Below are 15,885 nucleotides of genomic sequence, written 5' to 3' on the forward strand. Positions count from 1 at the left end.
GGCGGCGCGGCGCGCGGGCGGCGCGCGGCGGCGCGCGGACCGCACCCGGCGCCCCCGCGGTCGCCGGTTCAGCGACGCGCGAGCGGGCACCCACCGCAGGCCGGGGCCGTCCGCTGCACGGTTCCGCACCCGGAGCACCCCAGCTCGAGCGCCGTCGCGGGCGTCACGACCCCGAGCCGCACGGCGTGGTCGAGCGCGGCCTCCGCCACGCCCGGGTCGATGCCGAGGCGGGCAGCGGCGAGGCCGGGCCGCACGCCGGCGCGGACCTGGGCGACGACGTCCTCCAGCACGCTCACAGCAGCCTCCCCACCTGGAACACCGCGACCGCGAGCACCCACGCGACCGCGAGCTGCACGCCGACCGCGCCGGCCGTCCAGCGGGTGCCGAACAGCCGGCGCTGCTCGCCGACCGTCGCGAGGCACGGCGTGTACGCGAGCACGAAGACGAGGAACGCGACCGCGGCGGCGGCACCGTGGCCCCCGGACGCCTGCTCGAACGTCGCGCGGATGCGGGCGCCGAGGTCGCCGGCGTGCGCCGGGTCGTCGGGCTCCTCCACGGCGTAGGTCTGCGCGAACGAGCCGACGACGACCTCCTTGGCGACGAAGCCGGTGGCGAGGGCCGCGGACATGTGCCAGTCGTCGAACCCGGCCGGAGCGAACACCGGCGCGACGGCCTCCGCGGTGCGGCCGTACAGGCTGTCCCCCACCGGGACGTCGCCGACGGCGTGGTGCCCGGTGACCGGCACCGCCATGAGCAGCCACACCACCGCGAGGGTCGCGACGATGATCCGCCCCGCCTTCGTCACGAACGAGGCCACGCGCGACCAGGCCGACAGCAGCAGCGCGCGGACGCGGGGCCGCTGGTAGGCGGGCAGCGCCAGGACGAGCGGCTCGCGGCGCAGGTCCCGGAACAGCGTGCGGCGCAGCGCGAGTCCCCCGAGCACCACCAGGGCGATGCTCGCCACGTACATCGCGAAGATGACGGTGCCGGCGCGGTCCGGGAAGAAGATCCCCGCGATCAGGATGTACACCGTCAGGCGCGCGGGGCACGAGGTGTACGGCACGAGCAGCCCGGTGAGGAGGCGGCTGCGGGCGTCGGGCAGGCCGCGGGTGGCGGACAGCGCGGGCAGGTTGCAGCCGAACCCGACGACGAGCGGCAGCATCGCCCGGCCGTCCAGGCCGATGGCGCGCATCGCCCGGTCCGCCACGAACGCCGCGCGGGCCAGGTAGCCCGAGTCCTCGAGCAGCGCGAGCGCCAGGAACACCAGGGCCATCAGGGGCGCGAACGACAGCACGGTGCCGACGCCCGCGAGCACGCCGTCGACCAGCAGCCCCTCGACCCACGGCGGCCCGGGCAGCCAGCCGCGGACCCAGTCGGCGAGCAGCCCGTTGACGAGGCCGTCGACGCCGTCGATGAGCGGGCCGGCCACCGTGGTCGCGAGCTGGAACATCGCCCACATCACGGCGAGGAACACCGGGATCCCGCACCACGGGTCCAGGAGCAGCCGGTCGACGCGGTCCGACAGCGTCCGCACGACCGGCACGGTGGGGGCGCCGTCCGCGAGCTCGCGCTGCACCGCGTCGGCCCAGTCGAGCAGCGCCGACGCGTCGGCGAGCGGGCCGTCCGTCGCGGCGTCGGCGAGCGGGCCGTCCGTCGCGTCGGCGACCCCTGCGGCGTCGGGCCCGGCGGCGTCGGCGGGCTCGGCCCCCGGCGCCGCGGGCTCGATCCCCCGCACGGCCGGCACCCCGCCGGCGAGCGCGTCCCGCACCGACGCGCCCAGGTCGGCCAGCCCGCGCCCGGCGCGCGGGTCGACCGCGACCACGGGGACGCCCAGGACGTCGGCGAGCCGCGCGGTGTCGACGTGCAGGCCGCGGGCGGCGGCCACGTCGGACATGGTGACGACGACGAGCAGCCGGCTGCCCGCGCGCGCCGCCTGGGCCACGAGGTAGAGGGAGCGACCGAGCGCGGTGGCGTCCACGAGCAGGACGGCCAGGTCGGGCGTGCCGACCGACCCGCGCCCCGCGACGGCGTCGGCGGTGACGCGCTCGTCGGGCGACCGGGCCAGCAGGCTGTAGGTGCCCGGCAGGTCGACCAGGCGCACCCGCGCCCGCGCGCCGTCCGCGTCGGCGGGGAGCCGCCAGGCGCCGACCTGCAGCTCGACGGTGGTGCCGGGGGCGTTCGTGACGGTCTGGCGGGCGCCGGTCAGGGCGTTGAACAACGTCGACTTGCCGACGTTCGGGTTGCCGACGAGCACGACCGTGGCGGTGCGGGCGCCCAGCGTGGCGGTGGCCGACGCGCCGGGTGCCGGCTCGTGGCAGCTCACGCGGCGTCACCGCCGGCGAGGTCCGAGACGCGCACGCGGGCGCAGGTGGCCGCGTCCACGGCGAACCGCTGCGCGCCGATCGCCACGACGCGCCCGCCGAACGCGGCGCGGTGGGTCACCCGCACCACCGCGCCCGGCCGCAGGCCGAGCTCCCCGACGCGCAGCTGCGCGGTCGCGTCGACGTCGACGGCGAGCACGCGGGCGTCGGTGCCGGTCGGCCAGTGCGCGAGGTCCATGCCGCCGACGGTAGAGGTGAGGCAAGCCTCTCCTCATGGGACTCAGGTCCCCCGCCGGCGCGGCGACGCCCCCGGCCCCGGGCGGACGCGCGGGACGGGGGGCGTCGAGCCGGGGCTCAGTCGAGCGCGGCGTCGAGCGTGATCTCCGTGCCGGTGAGCGCCTTGCTGACCGGGCAGGTGGCCTTGGCGTCCTGCGCGGCCCGGAGGAAGCCGGCCTCGTCGAGCCCGGAGACCTCGCCGCGCACGCGCAGGGCGATCCCGCTGATGCGGAAGCCGCCCGCCGGGTCCGGGCCGAGCGTGACGTCCGCCGTGACCTCGAGCGACTCCGGCGTGCCGCCGGCCTCGCCGATGAGGGCGGACAGCTGCATCGCGTAGCAGGAGGAGTGCGCCGCGGCGATGAGCTCCTCGGGGCTCGTGGTGCCTCCGGCCTCGTCGGCCGCGCGCTTCGGGAACGACACGTCGTAGGTGCCGACCTTCGAGCTGCTCAGCTCCACCTGACCGCCGCCCTCGTTGAGGGTGCCGTTCCAGGCGGTGCGTGCGGTGCGCGTGGGCATGTGGGTGCTCCTCACGGGTGGGGTCCGGCAGCCGGGCGGCCGCCGCGCTGCTCACGGTAGGTCCGCCGCGCGGGGCCCGCACCCGCGTGCGTCAGCCGACGTACTCCCAGTGCCACGGCTCGGGCTTGGAGCCGCCGATGCGGGCCCAGTCCGGGAGCGTCCAGCCGTACTCCTCGGCGTGCGCCAGCATCCAGTCGTGCTGGTCGGTGCCGAACGCGTACGCGTCGCCCCCGAGGTCCACCGCGGTGCCGGTGCCGTGGTTCGAGGTGCCGGGCGTCGCGCAGAGGCTGCCCTTCTGCTGCCGGCACGCCACCTGCTGGCCGTAGGACCGGTAGGAGTCGGTGATGACCAGGTGGGTGCCGAAGGCGGCCGTGAAGGCGACGTCGAGCTGCTCGAGGGCCTCGGCGGCGTCGCACCGGAGCTGCTGGCCCGGCGCGAAGCCGAGCTCGCACAGCGCGGAGGACGGGATCTGGCCGTTCGCGTAGGAGTCGAGCGACGTCCGCTGGGCCTCCTTGCGGGCGGCCTCCGCGGCGGCCGCCGCGGCCTCCTGCGTGCGCTGGGTGACGACCTGGAGCTCGGCGGTGAGGGTGCTGACGCGCTCGACGGCGGCCGTGATGCGCGCGGTGGCCGGGTCCTCCGGCTGCGCCTCGGTCGTCGCGTCGTCGCCCGTCCCGCCGGTCGCCGTCGGGGACGGGTCGGGTGCGCCGACCGTGCCCGAGGTCGTCGTCGCCCCCTCGTCCGCTGCGGCGTCGGCCGCGGAGTCCGCGGCAGCGTCCGCCACCGCGTCGGAGAGCGCCGAGCCGGACAGCACGGGGGCGGGCGCCTGCGCGGGGGCGAGCGCGGCGATCGCCGGCTGCTCGGCCTGGGTCGTGGCGATCAGCGTGTCGAGCTCCGCGACCGCGGTGCTGAGCTCCGCCACGGCGTCCGCGGGGACGGCGGCGGCCGCGGCGTCGGCCCGTGCGTTGTCGGCGTCCTGCGCGACGGTGCTCGCGAGCACCACCGCGGCGCCGCGCTCCTGGACCGTCTCCGGGTCCGGCGCTGCCGCGGCGGGCGCGCTCGGCGTGGCGTCCGCCGCGTCGAGCGGGCGGGCCTCGCGGGCGCCGAGCACACCGCGGTCGGCGCCGACCGGCGCGATCGCGAAGCCGCCGACGCCCAGGGCCAGCCCGAGCGCGACGGCGCCCTGCGCCACACGGGTCGACGACCGGCGCGGGACGCGACGGCGACGCCGCTCCGCGCGGTTCGGGGGCAGGTCGGCGGACGCGAGGGTGGCCGGCACGGCGACGCCGCGGGCAGGCGTGCGCACCGAGGGCCGGCCGTCGGCGCGGTGGGCGCCGCGCGTGCCCTGCTGGGCGGCGGCGCGTCGTCCACCGGGTGCCGCGGCGCGGCGGCCGGCGGGAGCGGCGTCCCGGACCGGGGGCACGGCGGGGGTGCTGCCGGCGGCGGAGGGGAGGGAGGAGCGGGAGGGGCTGGAGGGGGCGGACGTCACGGGTGGGGTTGCTGCGCCTTCGATCGGGGTCGTCGGGGTCGACGCGGACGGTTCCGTCGCGGGGGCGACGGGCGCGGCGTCGGACCGGCCGGTGGGCGTGGCGACGCCCACCTCCCGTCCGGGGCGGGTGGGCGTGCGTGCCGCGGGGGCGGCCGGTCCCGCGGCACCGCGCGGGGCGGCATGCCGGCCGCGGGAGGTGCTCCGCGCCGCGGGCATGCTCTGACTCACGGACGACGAGGCTAAGCAGCGGACCTCGGCGCCGTTGGGGCGGGCCGCGCCCAGTTCGCGGAGATGCGGTGACGATCGGGCCCCCGGGGCTTCACACGATCCACACATCGAAGGACGTTCCGCGCGTGTCGTCGCCGGTCACGCCGCGCGCCGCAGCGCCGCGCGGCGGGAGTCGCCGCAGGTCGCGTGTGGTGCAGGTCACGCACCCACATGGCGCCGCGAGCCTCGCTCATCGAGCCGATCTGTGAGGAAACCGTGACGAATCGCCCAGAAGTTTGTACGGTGAGCCGAGTCATCCCGGGTCGTGACGGCGAGTCATGACGCGGTGCACGCTGCCTTCCCGCCGAAGAACGGACTCCCATGCCGCGTCGCTCGCTCCGTGCCTCGCTGACCGTCCTGGCGCTCGCCGCCACCACGACCCTGGGCGCGGGCGGCGCCGCCTCCGCCGCGGGCCTGCCGCTGGACCGGGCCGCAGCGCCACCCGCGCCCGCCTCCCCCGGCACCCTCGCCGCGGACGCGGGGGGCCCGATCGCCCCCGACGAGGTCCTCGGAGCGGTGGCGGACAAGGTCGCGCCCGGCCTGGTCGGCGCCGAGGGCACCGTCACCGCGTTCGTGCAGCTCGACACCCCCTCCGGGCTCGACGTGGCCGAGGACGGCGGCGACGCCGCCGCCGTGCAGGAGGCGACGGCGCAGGTCGAGCAGGTGGCCGAGGCCGTCGTGCCGGACGAGCAGGCGCCCGGCGCCCGGGCCGCCACCCCGGAGCCGACACGCATCGCGACGCTCTCCAACCTGGTGTCCGGCACGCTCGTCACCGGCGACGCCGCCCGCGTCCGCGAGCTCGCGTCCTCCGACGACGTCGTGGCCGTCTACCGCGTGACGACCAAGACCCCGGACAACTCCTCCACCGACGCCTTCACGCGCGCCCTGCAGGTGTGGCAGGACACCGGCGAGACCGGTGAGGGCGTCCGGATCGGCGTCATCGACACCGGCCTCGACTACACCCACGCCGCGTTCGGCGGCCCGGGGACGGCCGAGGCGTACGCCACCGCGTACGGCACCGACGGCACGCAGCCCGTGCCCGACGGCCTGTTCGACCCGGCCAAGTACCTGGGCGGTCACGACTTCGCGGGCCCGCTGTACGACGCCGACCCCGCGTCCGAGCTGCCCGGCGCGACCCTGACGCCGACGCCGGACGAGAACCCGATCGACAGCCCGTACACCTCGGACAACTCGGGGCACGGCACCCACGTGGCGGGCACCGCGGCCGGCTACGGCGTGCAGCCCGACGGCACCACGTTCCGCGGCGACTACGCGTCGCTGACCGACCTGTCCGGCTGGGAGGTCGGGCCGGGGTCCGCGCCCGGCGCCGGCCTGTACGCCCTCAAGGTGTTCGGGGACATCGGCGGCTCGACCGACCTGACGGGGCTCGCCCTCGACTGGGCGGCCGACCCCGACGGCGACGGCGACTACAGCGACCACCTGGACGTCGTGAACCTGTCGCTCGGCGCCTCCGCGACCCCGTCGGACGACCCCGACAACCTGCTCATCGACCGGCTCTCCGACCTCGGCACCCTGGCGGTGCTGTCCGCGGGGAACTCCGGCGACATCACGGACGTCGGCGGCTCCCCCGGCTCGGCGGCCTCCGGCCTGACCGTCGCGAACTCCGTCGGCAGCCCGCAGACCTACGACGGCGTCGAGGTCACCGCGGCGCCCGACGCCTCGCTCGTGCGCACCTGGTCCGCGCAGAACTCGATCTCCTACACGGGGACCGAGGACGTCACCGCACCCGTGGTGTACCTGGGCGACGGCGTCGACGGCTGCACCCCGCTGGACGAGTACGCGGAGCAGGTCGCCGGGAACATCGTCTGGCTGTGGTGGGACGACGACGACGCCACCCGGGCGTGCGGCTCCGGCGCGCGGTGGAACAACGCCGAGGCCGCGGGCGCGGCGGGCGTGCTGATCGGCACCGAGTCGACCGTGTTCTCCGCCGGCATCGCCGGCAACGCGACGATCCCCGGCGCGCAGCTCACGGCCTCGTCGACGGACGCGCTGCTGCCCGCGATCCAGGCCGGCGGCGTCACCGCGCACATCGGCCCGTCCCTGGCGGCGTCCGTCGTGGCCGACGAGGTCGGCGACGCGCTGAACCCCGGGTCGTCGCGCGGCGCCCACGGCTCGCTCGGGATCGTCAAGCCCGACGTCGCGGCCCCGGGCACGCTGATCTTCTCGGCCGCCTCCGGGACCGGGAACGCCTCCCACTCGCTGTCCGGCACCTCGATGGCCTCGCCGCACGTCGCCGGCATCGCGGCGCTCGTCCGGGCGACGCAGCCGGGGTGGACGCCCGCGCAGGTCAAGGCGGCCGTCATGAACACCGCCACGCACGACGTGTGGACCGGGGCCGGCCAGACCGGCACCGCGTACGGGCCGCAGCGCGTCGGGTCCGGCCGGGTGGACGCCCGCGCCGCGGTGGCCGACACCGTGCTGGCGTACGGCTCGGAGGACCCCGACCAGGTGTCCGTGACCTTCGGCGTCGTCGACGTCGGCGCCGAGCCCGTCACGCTCCGCAAGACCGTGACGGTGCAGAACACGGGCGACGCGGCCGTCACGTACAGCACCGCGTTCCAGGCGGCGACCACCACCGGGGGCGCGACCATCACGACCTCGCCGGCGAGCGTCACCGTCCCGGCGGGCCAGCAGCGGCTGGTGACCCTCACGCTGACCGCCGACCCGGCCACGCTCGAGCGGGAGATCGACCCGACGTCCGCGACGTCCCAGGGCGGCGTGCCCCGCGAGTACGTGGCGGCGCTCTCGGGGCGCCTCGTCCTGACGGCGGGTGACACGCAGCTGCGGGTGCCGGTCCAGGCCGCGCCCCGGCTCGTCTCGGAGCTGACCGCCGCGGACGTGTCCTTCCCGGACGCGGGCGCGACCACGGCGCCGCTGACGCTCTCCGGCCGCGGCGTGGACTCGGGCGGCTGGACGTCGCTGGTCGCCCCGCTCACGCTGGGCGCGACGAGCCCGAAGCTCGAGGACGTCCCCGGCTTCATCACCTCGGAGTCGGCGACCGCGTCGGGCGACCTGCGCTGGGTCGGCTGGACCTCCACGGCGCCGCAGCACGCCGCGGCCGGCGGCGACCCGGCCGACGGCTACCTGGGCATCGGCATCGCGGTGGACGGCGACTGGGCCACGCTCGGCCAGGCCGTGCTGCCGGTGGTCGACTGGGACCTCGACGCCGACGGGACCGCGGACGCGCAGACCGTCGTCCGCAAGCTCAGCGCGGCGACGGACGTCACGGTGGCCGCGACGTTCGACCTCGCGAGCGGCGACCTGGTGGACCTCCAGGGCGTCAACGGGGCGTTCGGCGACGTCGACACCACGGTGTTCGACAACTCGGTGCTGGTGGCGCCGGTGAGCATCGCGGCGCTCGGCCTGGAGCCGGGGGCGACCCCGTCGGTGACCGTGTGGACGGCCTCCGACTACGCCGCGGACCCCAGCGGCCAGGTCGACGCCGCCGACGCGTTCACCGTCGACCCGTTCGACCCGCCGTACTGGTTCGACTCCGGCGTCCCGGACACCCTGTGGTCGGTCGCCGCGGACGGCACGGAGGTCACGGTGCACCGGTCCACGACGACGGGCGCCCCGGCGGACCGCCTGCTGGTGCTCCACAGCCACAACGCGGACCCGACCACCCGCGCGCAGGTGCTGGACGTCGCGGTCCCGGAGGCCACGGCGACCAGCACGACGCTCGACGTCTCGGGGCCGGCGCGGGTGGGCAAGGACCTCACGCTCACCGCCACGGTCGCCCCGGCGCAGGCCACGGGCACGGTCTCGTTCCGCGACGGGGACACGGAGGTCGCCACCGCCCCGGTCGCGGACGGCACGGCCACGGCGACCGCCCGGCTGGGCGGCGGCCGGCACAGCCTCACGGCGGTGTACGCGCCCGACAGCGGCGCCTGGGCGGCCTCCACGTCCGACCCGGTGGTGGTGCAGGTCAAGAAGGCCGGCTCGAGCACGAAGCTGGCGCTCTCCGCCTCCTCCGGCCGCTACGGCTCCCCCGTCACGGCGACCGTGACCGTCACGGGCCAGGGCGCCGTCCCGGCCGGCACCGTGGAGGTCCGCGAGCGCGGCACCGTCCTCGGCACCGCCGAGCTCGCGCCGGGCGACGGCACGTCGGCCACCGCGACGGTCGAGCTGCCGCGGGACCTGCGCGCGGGGTCGCACACCCTGACGGCCGTGTACGCCGGCAGCGCGGACGTGCAGGGCTCGCAGGCGCAGAAGTCGTACCGGGTCACCGCCGTCACGCCCCGCATCGCGCTGAGCACGGCGTCCTGGACGGTCTCGCGCGGGGCCACGCCGGACGTCACGGTGACGGTGACCGGCGTGACGGACGGCCCGGTGCCCGGGGGCAAGGTGACCCTGCTCGCCGGCCTGCGGCCCGTGGGCACCGTGTCGCTGACCGACGGCTCGGCGACGTTCACCCTGCCGAAGGTCACGCGGACCACCACCGTGACCGCCCTGTACACCGGGGACGGCGGCTACGGCCCGACGCTGACCGTGGGGGTGCTCCGGGTGCGCTGAGGGGGACGCGCCCGCCGGGCGGTGCGGCACGGAGGGGTGCCGCGCCGCCCGGGACCGGGGGGCGGCCGGACGGTCCGGGGTGATCCAGGGCCGGCCGGCCGCGGCGCGGCGGCTCGGGGGAACCGGCCGCGCGGAGGGGGTCACCGGGGGGCGGTGACCCCCTCTCTCACGCCCGACGCGGAGCTGTGCGGAGCTGTGCGGACCTGCGCGGGCCTGCGGGCGCCGGCCGTCAGCGCTGCGCGAGCGCGGTCAGCACCCGGCGCACGCTCGACTCGAGCCCCCACCGCGCCGTGAGGTCGACGAGCGCCTCGCCGTCGACGGGCCCGCGCGGCAGCGTGAAGCGCTCCGGGTCCGCCGCACCGCCGGCCAGCCGCACCGGGGCGTCGGACGCCACCCGCACGACGCCGGGCGCGACCGCGAGGTACGCGTCGGCGTCGACCAGCCGGCGGCGCTGGGCGGCCGTCAGCCCGGCGTCCGCGGCGTCCCGCGCGGCGAGCACCGACGGCAGGTCGCCGTACCGGGCGAGCAGCGCCGCCGCGGTCTTCTCCCCGATCCCGGGGACGCCCGGCAGCCCGTCGCTCGGGTCGCCGCGCAGCACCGCCATGTCCGCGTAGGCCGCGCCGGTGGCGACGGCGTACCGCTCGTGCAGCCGGGCCGCGTCCACCACCTCGACGTCCTTGATGCCGCGGACCGTGTACAGCACGCGGACGCCGGCGTCGTCGTCGACGAGCTGGAACAGGTCCCGGTCCCCCGTCACGACCAGCACGGGCGCGCCGGAGCCCGACGCGACCTCGCGCGCGGTGAGCGTGCCGATCACGTCGTCGGCCTCGTAGCCCTCGGCACCCGCCCGCGCGATGCCCAGGGCCGCCAGCACCTCCGCGATCACCGGCACCTGCGGCGCGAGCGCGTCCGGTACCTCCTCCGCGACCGCGACGCCCCCCTCGGCCGCCTCCGCCGCGGCCTGCGCGCCGCCGACCGCCCGGTGCGCCTTGTACGACGGGATGGCCGCGACGCGGAACGCCGGGCGCCAGTCCTCGTCCCAGCACGCCACCAGGCGCTCCGGCCGGTGGTCCGTCACCAGCCGCGCGATCATGTCGAGCAGCCCCCGCACCGCGTTCACGGGGGTGCCGTCCGGGGCGGTCACCGAGTCGGGGACCCCGTAGAACGCACGGAAGTAGAGCGACGCCGAGTCGAGCAGCATCAGCGAGCCGGGTCGGCTGGTCATCGGTCCTCCGGGGCCTGGGCGGGCGGTGCCGCCGGGAGACGGGCACGGCGGCAGTCTCGCCGGTCGCGCGCCGGGGCACCAGCAGCGTGGCCCGCGCGGGTGAGCCGCCTGCGCTCCGGACCCGGCCCGTCAGGGCTCAGCGCCGGGCGGCCAGCCGGGCCAGGGTGACGGCGACCGCGTCCTCCGCGAGCGCGCCCCGCCAGTCCGGGCCCCGCTGCGCCGCCCACGTGCGCCACGCCGCTCCGCCCCACGTGCCCGCCGTCGACCACAGCGCCGCGGTCGCCGCCGGGAGCCAGACGGACCGGCCGCGCTGCCGGGCGAGGGCCGCGCCGCCGAGCGCCGCCGCGACCGCGCGGCTCTGGGGCCCCGGGGGCAGCAGCCGGCTCGGCGTGCTCGGCAGCTTGTCCCCGACGAGCTCGACGGCCACGCCCGCCCGGGCCAGCAGGCGCGTCACGCCCCGCGAGCCGGGGTCCGCGAGCGCCGGCGCGGCGACGGCGAGCGACGCCCGGCTGCCGGCGGCGACGCCGAGGACCGCAGCGCGCAGCAGCAGGCCCGCCCGGGTGCCGGACGCCGTCCGGCGGGCGTCCCGCGTGCCCCTGCGTCGCGCGCGACCGCCCGCGGGGAGCGCGACGGTCGGGTCGGTCGCGCCGACCCGCCCGTGGCGCGCGTGGTGCCGGTCGTGGTGGTGGTCGCCTGCGCGGTGTCGTCGGCCCATGTCCCGACGGTCGCGCGCCCGGCGCCGGACGGCAACCGCAGGCGCTCCCCGCGAGCCCCGCCACGACCTCCGGGCGCGACCTCCCCCGCGGACGCGACGGGCGGGGCGGGCCCCCTCCGGCCCGCCCCGCCCGTTCCCTCCCGGCCGCCCCTCCGCGGCCGGCCACCGGGTCGTCCTGCGCCGGCTCCCCGGCGCCCGACGTCACCCGGCGAAGTCGAGCTGCTCCTCCGCGACGGCCACGACGCTCCACGTGCCGCCGTCCGTGTCCGTGAGCTCGTACGCCGGGACCAGCAGCGCGGCGCCGTCCGGCTGGTACAGCACCGTCACGCCCAGGCGGGCGCCGGTCAGGGTCACGTGCTGCACCGGCCAGGCGATGGCCGCACCCGGCGTCGCGGTGGGCGGCACCGTCGGGTCGGCGGACGGGTCCGCCGTCACCGCCGCGTCGTCCGAGGCCTCGGCGCGGGCGAGCGGCATCACGCCGCCCCAGCCGCCGCCGAACCGCGGGTCCTCGAGCCGGGCCGCGGCCGTCGCCGCGCCGACCACCGGGTACTCCCCGAGGTCCACGAGCGGCGCGAGCCCCCCGTACAGCGACTGCACGCCGCCGTCGACCAGCGTGAGGTTCCAGGCCAGGCCCGTGCGCTGCCCGTCGACGACCTGGTCCGCGAGCACCGTGCTGGCCCGCGGGGTGCCCGCGTCCGCGACCTCGTACACGAACCCGTCCGGGTCCACGCCCAGCTCGGCCAGCAGGTCGCGCGCCGCCGCGACCGCCGCGTCACCCGTCGGCGCGTCGCCGCCCGCGGCGGGGTCGCACGACGCCGACGGGTCGACCGGCACGCCCGGGTCGACGAGGCCGGGCTCGATGGTCGCGACGTCGCCGGGGGCCGGCGCGGCGCCGTCGGTGCCCTCGGTGCTGTCGGTGCCCTCGGCGCCGTCCGTGCCGCCGCCCGCCTCGGGCAGGCCCGGCTCGTCGGCGGCGGACGCCGTGCACGCCCACGGGTCGCGGGTCGGGTCGTAGTAGCTGACGCTCGCGGTGCCGTCCGGCTGGAGGGACACGCTCGGCCCGCTGCCGTCGTCCGGTCCGACCGTCCACGCCCCCCACTGCAGGCGGGGCTCGCCGGTCACGCCCAGCGCCGCCGCGACCCGCGCGACCGTCTCGGCCGAGAACACCGACGCCGCGTCCAGGGCCCAGGCGTGGGCGGTGCCGGCGTCGTCCGGCAGGCCCTGGGCGGTGAACTCCGCGCGCCCGCTGCCGAACCCGGGGGCGATCCGCATGGCGTCCGCGCCCGCGGCCGTCTCCGGGCCGTCGGCGGCGCCGGAGAGCCCGGTCGCCCCGCCCTGCCCGAGCACGATCGGGCCGGCGGTCCCGGCCAGGTCGTCCCCGCCGTCGCCGGCCGCGCCGATCGCGTAGCCGCCGCCACCGGCCAGCAGGGCCGCGCCCACCCCCACCGCCGCGACCTGCAGCCACCGGCTGCGGCGCCGTCCCGCCAGCGTGGTCATCGTCGCGCCGTCCGGGGGCACGGCGGCCCCGTCGCGCGGCGCCGCCCCGTCACCCGCCGTGCGGCGCGCGACCTCGGCGCGCAGGGCGCCGGCGTCGAGCCGCGCGTCCGCCGCGGGGTCCGCGGCACGCAGCCGCGCGAACGCCTCGTCGTCCCCGGCGTCCCCGGGCTGCGGGTGGGGGTGCTGCTGGTCGTCCACGTCGGCCTCCTGGTCGCTGGCGCCCGCGGCGTCCGGCCGGGGCGCGTCCATCCCGTGTGTGTGGCGGGCGCGCCCGCGCTTGCACCCGACGGGTCGGCGACCCGCCGGGCCGGGTCAGTCGGCGGCCCACACCTCGCGCAGCCGGGACCGCGCCCGGGAGAGCGCCGCGTCGGCACCGCCCCGCGAGACGCCGAGCACGAGCGCCAGGTCGTCCCCCGTCACGCCCTCCCACGCCGTGAGCAGCAGCACCTGCCGGTCCCGCGCGCTCAGCCGGCCGAGCGCCTCGCGGACCCGCTCGTCCCGCACGGCGTGCACCGCGGGGTCCGCCGGGTCCGGCTCGTCCGGCACCTCCGCGACCGGGACCGGGCGGCCCTTGCGCCGGTGGTTCGCCAGCACGAACCCGGCCGTGCGGTACAGCCACGCGAGCTCCATGCCCTCCGGCAGCTCGTCACGGCGCCGCCAGGCCACGGTGAGCACGTCGGCCGCGAGGTCCTCGGCGTCCTCCCCGGCGCCACGGCGCAGCAGGTAGCGGTGCACCGCCCGGGCATGCGCGCGGAACAGGTCGTCGAACCACGCGTCCCCCCGGGCGGCCCCCGGCGGCACGCCGCCGTCCGCGCCTGCGTCCGCGGGGAGCCCGGGACCGGTGCCGGCGGGCGTCGCGGCACCCCCGGGCGACGGCGCCCCGGGCGGGCGCGCGTCGGAGGCGTCGGCGGTCGGCCCGGCGGTAGGCTGCTGGCGGCTGTGCACGCGATCCCCTCGGGTGGTCGGCCGGCGCCTGGGACGGGCCGGTGACCCTACTGTGTCGCGACGCGCACGCGTCTTGCACCGGCTCGCCGACCGGTTCCTCAGCGCGGCTCCGGGCCGACCGGGGAGATCCCGAGCTCGTGCACCAGCAGCAGGAACGCGCGCCCGTACGGCGTCTCGGCGGTCTCCCGGCGGACGCGGTGCCAGTCGACCTGCTCGCGGAGCGCCCGGACCATCGCGATCATCCGGGTGAAGTCGCAGTAGTGCTCCCCGAGCACCCGCATCTTCGCGGAGATGATGTCCGTCGCGTCGAGCACCGGCATGCGCACGGCGAGCACCTCCATGGTGTCGCTGCGGGCCAGCATCTCCCGGGTGATCGGCTCCCCCACCATGCGGTAGAGCACGTCGACGAGGGCACCGCGGTGGTACGCCTTGAACAGCCAGTTCTCGGCGGGCTCGCGGACGTCCAGCCCGGCGGCCGCGATCGCCTCCTGGGCCCGGGGCACGTCCTCCTGCGTCACCGCGAAGTCGGCGTCGTGGCTCGGCTCCGGCGCGCCGCGCGCCCAGGCCGCGTACCCGCCGACCAGCGCGAACGGGATCCCGGCGTCCTCGAGGGCGACGGCCGTCATGCGCAGCGCGTCCTGCAGGGCCGCCCGCGGGTCGTCCGGCGCGGCGGCGCCCGCCTGGACCTCGGCACCCGGCGCGCCGGCTCCCGGCGTTGCGTCGCTCATGGCGACGTGTGTACACGACGACGGGCGCAGCCGCAGGCCGACGGGGACAATCGGATCGTGCGACTCGCGACCTTCAACATCCTGCACGGGCGCGGCCTCAGCGACGGCAGGGTCGACCTCGACCGGTTCGCCGGAGCGGTGCGCGGCCTGGACGCCGACGTCCTGGCGCTCCAGGAGGTCGACCGGGACCAGCCGCGCTCCCACCAGGCGGACCTCACGGCCGTCGCCGCCGAGGCGATGGGCGCCGGCGAGCACCGGTTCGTCGCGACGCTCCACGGCCACCCCGGCACCTGGACCGCCGCGACCGGCGAGGACCAGCCGGCGATCGCCGCCTACGGCATCGCGCTGCTCAGCCGGCACCCGGTCTCGTCGTGGCGGGTCCTGACGCTGCCGACGCTGCGCCGGCGCGTGCCGATGGTGCACCGGGGGACGCGGCGGCCGTCCCTCGTGCAGGACGAGCAGCGGGCGGCGCTCGCCGCGCGGGTCGAGACGCCCGCGGGCCCCGTGACCGTGGTGGCGACCCACCTCACCTTCATCACGGGGTGGAACGTCGTGCAGCTCCGGCACCTCGTGCGGGCCTGCCGAGCGCTGCCGCGTCCGCTCGCCGTCGTCGGCGACCTCAACCTGGAGGGCTCGGTGCCGCAGCGGGTCACGGGCTGGCGCTCCGTGGGCCGCGTGGACACGTTCCCGGTCGAGGTCCCGGACCGGCAGATCGACCACGTGCTGCTCGACGGGCCGGTGGAGCCGTCGAGCGAGCCGGTCGCCGTCGACACGGGGATGTCGGACCACCGGGCCCTCGTGGTCGACCTGGCGCTCGGCCGTCGCTGACGCCCGGACCGGACGCGCGGTCGACTCAGTCGGCCTCGGGGTCGACGACGAACCAGACCGTCTTGCCCTCGCCGTCGTGCAGGTCGACGCCCCACGTCCGTGACAGCGCCTCCACGAGCGCCATGCCGCGCCCGGAGACCGCGGTCGGCGCGGGGTGCTGCACCTGCGGAGGGGCGGGGCTCTCGTCGCTCACCGACACGCGCACACCGCGGTGGTCGATCCGGACCGCGACGCGCACCCGGCCGTGCTCCGGCCCGTGCACGACGGCGTTCGCGACGACCTCGCCCGTCAGCAGCTCGATCACCTGGTTCGCGGAGCCCTGCACGCCCGAGGCGGCGACCCGGTGCATGATCCAGTGCCGCGCCGCGCGGGGGGCGGAGCGCCGGGCGTCGAGGACGAGCTCGTCGTGCTCCGCGCGTGCGTCCGCACGCCTCGCTCCCGGCGCCGAACGGAGGTCCCTGACGTCACCCACCCGCCTACTGTGCCCGACGCGGCGCCGCTCCGCTGCGCGAACGCCACACCGTGGACGCACCGGGCGGGTCGCCCGG

13 protein-coding genes are annotated in these 15,885 nt (G+C 78.0%); 2 read left to right on the plus strand and 11 right to left on the minus strand.

What is annotated here, in order from left to right:
* Positions 1–68: 68 nt before the first annotated feature.
* From AAHH18_RS11105 to AAHH18_RS11125, 5 genes are all read right to left on the minus strand, one after another.
* The gene (locus AAHH18_RS11105) at positions 69–296 is read right to left on the minus strand and encodes a hypothetical protein (protein WP_283322043.1); all 228 of its coding nucleotides are present in this window, start codon (positions 294–296) and stop codon (positions 69–71) included.
* Entirely contained in the window at positions 293–2,323 is a 2,031-nt protein-coding gene (gene feoB / locus AAHH18_RS11110; protein ID WP_343301668.1) for a ferrous iron transport protein B, read from the minus strand. The genes AAHH18_RS11105 and feoB overlap by 4 nt, the downstream gene beginning before the upstream one ends.
* Entirely contained in the window at positions 2,320–2,559 is a 240-nt protein-coding gene (locus tag AAHH18_RS11115) for a FeoA family protein (RefSeq protein ID WP_343301669.1), read from the minus strand. Before AAHH18_RS11115 ends, feoB begins: the two co-directional genes overlap by 4 nt.
* A gap of 116 nt (positions 2,560–2,675) precedes the next feature.
* Positions 2,676–3,113, minus strand: coding sequence for an OsmC family protein (locus tag AAHH18_RS11120; protein WP_283319480.1), 438 nt, complete (start codon positions 3,111–3,113; stop codon positions 2,676–2,678).
* Between the two features lie 91 nt (positions 3,114–3,204).
* On the minus strand, positions 3,205–4,599 hold the full coding sequence (locus tag AAHH18_RS11125; protein ID WP_343301670.1) for a M15 family metallopeptidase: 1,395 nt from the start codon (positions 4,597–4,599) through the stop codon (positions 3,205–3,207).
* Between the two features lie 588 nt (positions 4,600–5,187).
* Between AAHH18_RS11125 and AAHH18_RS11130 the strand changes: the two genes are divergently transcribed.
* Entirely contained in the window at positions 5,188–9,399 is a 4,212-nt protein-coding gene (locus tag AAHH18_RS11130) for a S8 family serine peptidase (protein WP_343301671.1), read from the plus strand.
* Between the two features lie 229 nt (positions 9,400–9,628).
* On the opposite strand, the gene AAHH18_RS11135 is transcribed toward AAHH18_RS11130, so the two are convergent.
* The 5 genes from AAHH18_RS11135 to AAHH18_RS11155 all read right to left on the minus strand — a co-directional run bounded on the left by AAHH18_RS11135 (position 9,629) and on the right by AAHH18_RS11155 (position 14,509).
* Positions 9,629–10,624, minus strand: coding sequence for a 5'-3' exonuclease (locus AAHH18_RS11135; RefSeq protein ID WP_343301672.1), 996 nt, complete (start codon positions 10,622–10,624; stop codon positions 9,629–9,631).
* A gap of 136 nt (positions 10,625–10,760) precedes the next feature.
* A complete protein-coding gene (locus AAHH18_RS11140; RefSeq protein ID WP_343301673.1) occupies positions 10,761–11,339 on the minus strand; it encodes a hypothetical protein in 579 nt (192 codons plus the stop codon).
* A 201-nt stretch (positions 11,340–11,540) separates the two neighbouring features.
* Positions 11,541–13,085 carry a hypothetical protein gene (locus tag AAHH18_RS11145; RefSeq protein ID WP_343301674.1) on the minus strand — a complete coding sequence of 515 codons (1,545 nt, stop codon included), beginning with the start codon at positions 13,083–13,085 and terminating at the stop codon, positions 11,541–11,543.
* A 63-nt stretch (positions 13,086–13,148) separates the two neighbouring features.
* Complete coding sequence (locus AAHH18_RS11150; protein WP_343301675.1) at positions 13,149–13,781, minus strand: RNA polymerase sigma factor; 633 nt, start codon at positions 13,779–13,781, stop codon at positions 13,149–13,151.
* Positions 13,782–13,879: 98 nt separating this feature from the next.
* Positions 13,880–14,509 (minus strand): nucleotidyltransferase family protein, encoded by a 630-nt coding sequence (locus tag AAHH18_RS11155; RefSeq protein WP_283319473.1) that lies wholly within the window; start codon positions 14,507–14,509, stop codon positions 13,880–13,882.
* A gap of 57 nt (positions 14,510–14,566) precedes the next feature.
* On the opposite strand from AAHH18_RS11155, the gene AAHH18_RS11160 reads away from it, so the two are divergent.
* The gene (locus AAHH18_RS11160; RefSeq protein WP_283319472.1) at positions 14,567–15,337 is read left to right on the plus strand and encodes an endonuclease/exonuclease/phosphatase family protein; all 771 of its coding nucleotides are present in this window, start codon (positions 14,567–14,569) and stop codon (positions 15,335–15,337) included.
* A gap of 25 nt (positions 15,338–15,362) precedes the next feature.
* On the opposite strand, the gene AAHH18_RS11165 is transcribed toward AAHH18_RS11160, so the two are convergent.
* Positions 15,363–15,809 (minus strand): ATP-binding protein, encoded by a 447-nt coding sequence (locus AAHH18_RS11165; protein WP_283319471.1) that lies wholly within the window; start codon positions 15,807–15,809, stop codon positions 15,363–15,365.
* Positions 15,810–15,885: the final 76 nt, after the last annotated feature.

Origin of the sequence: Cellulomonas olei (assembly GCF_039548315.1) — a bacterium.
Lineage (GTDB): Bacteria > Actinomycetota > Actinomycetes > Actinomycetales > Cellulomonadaceae > Cellulomonas.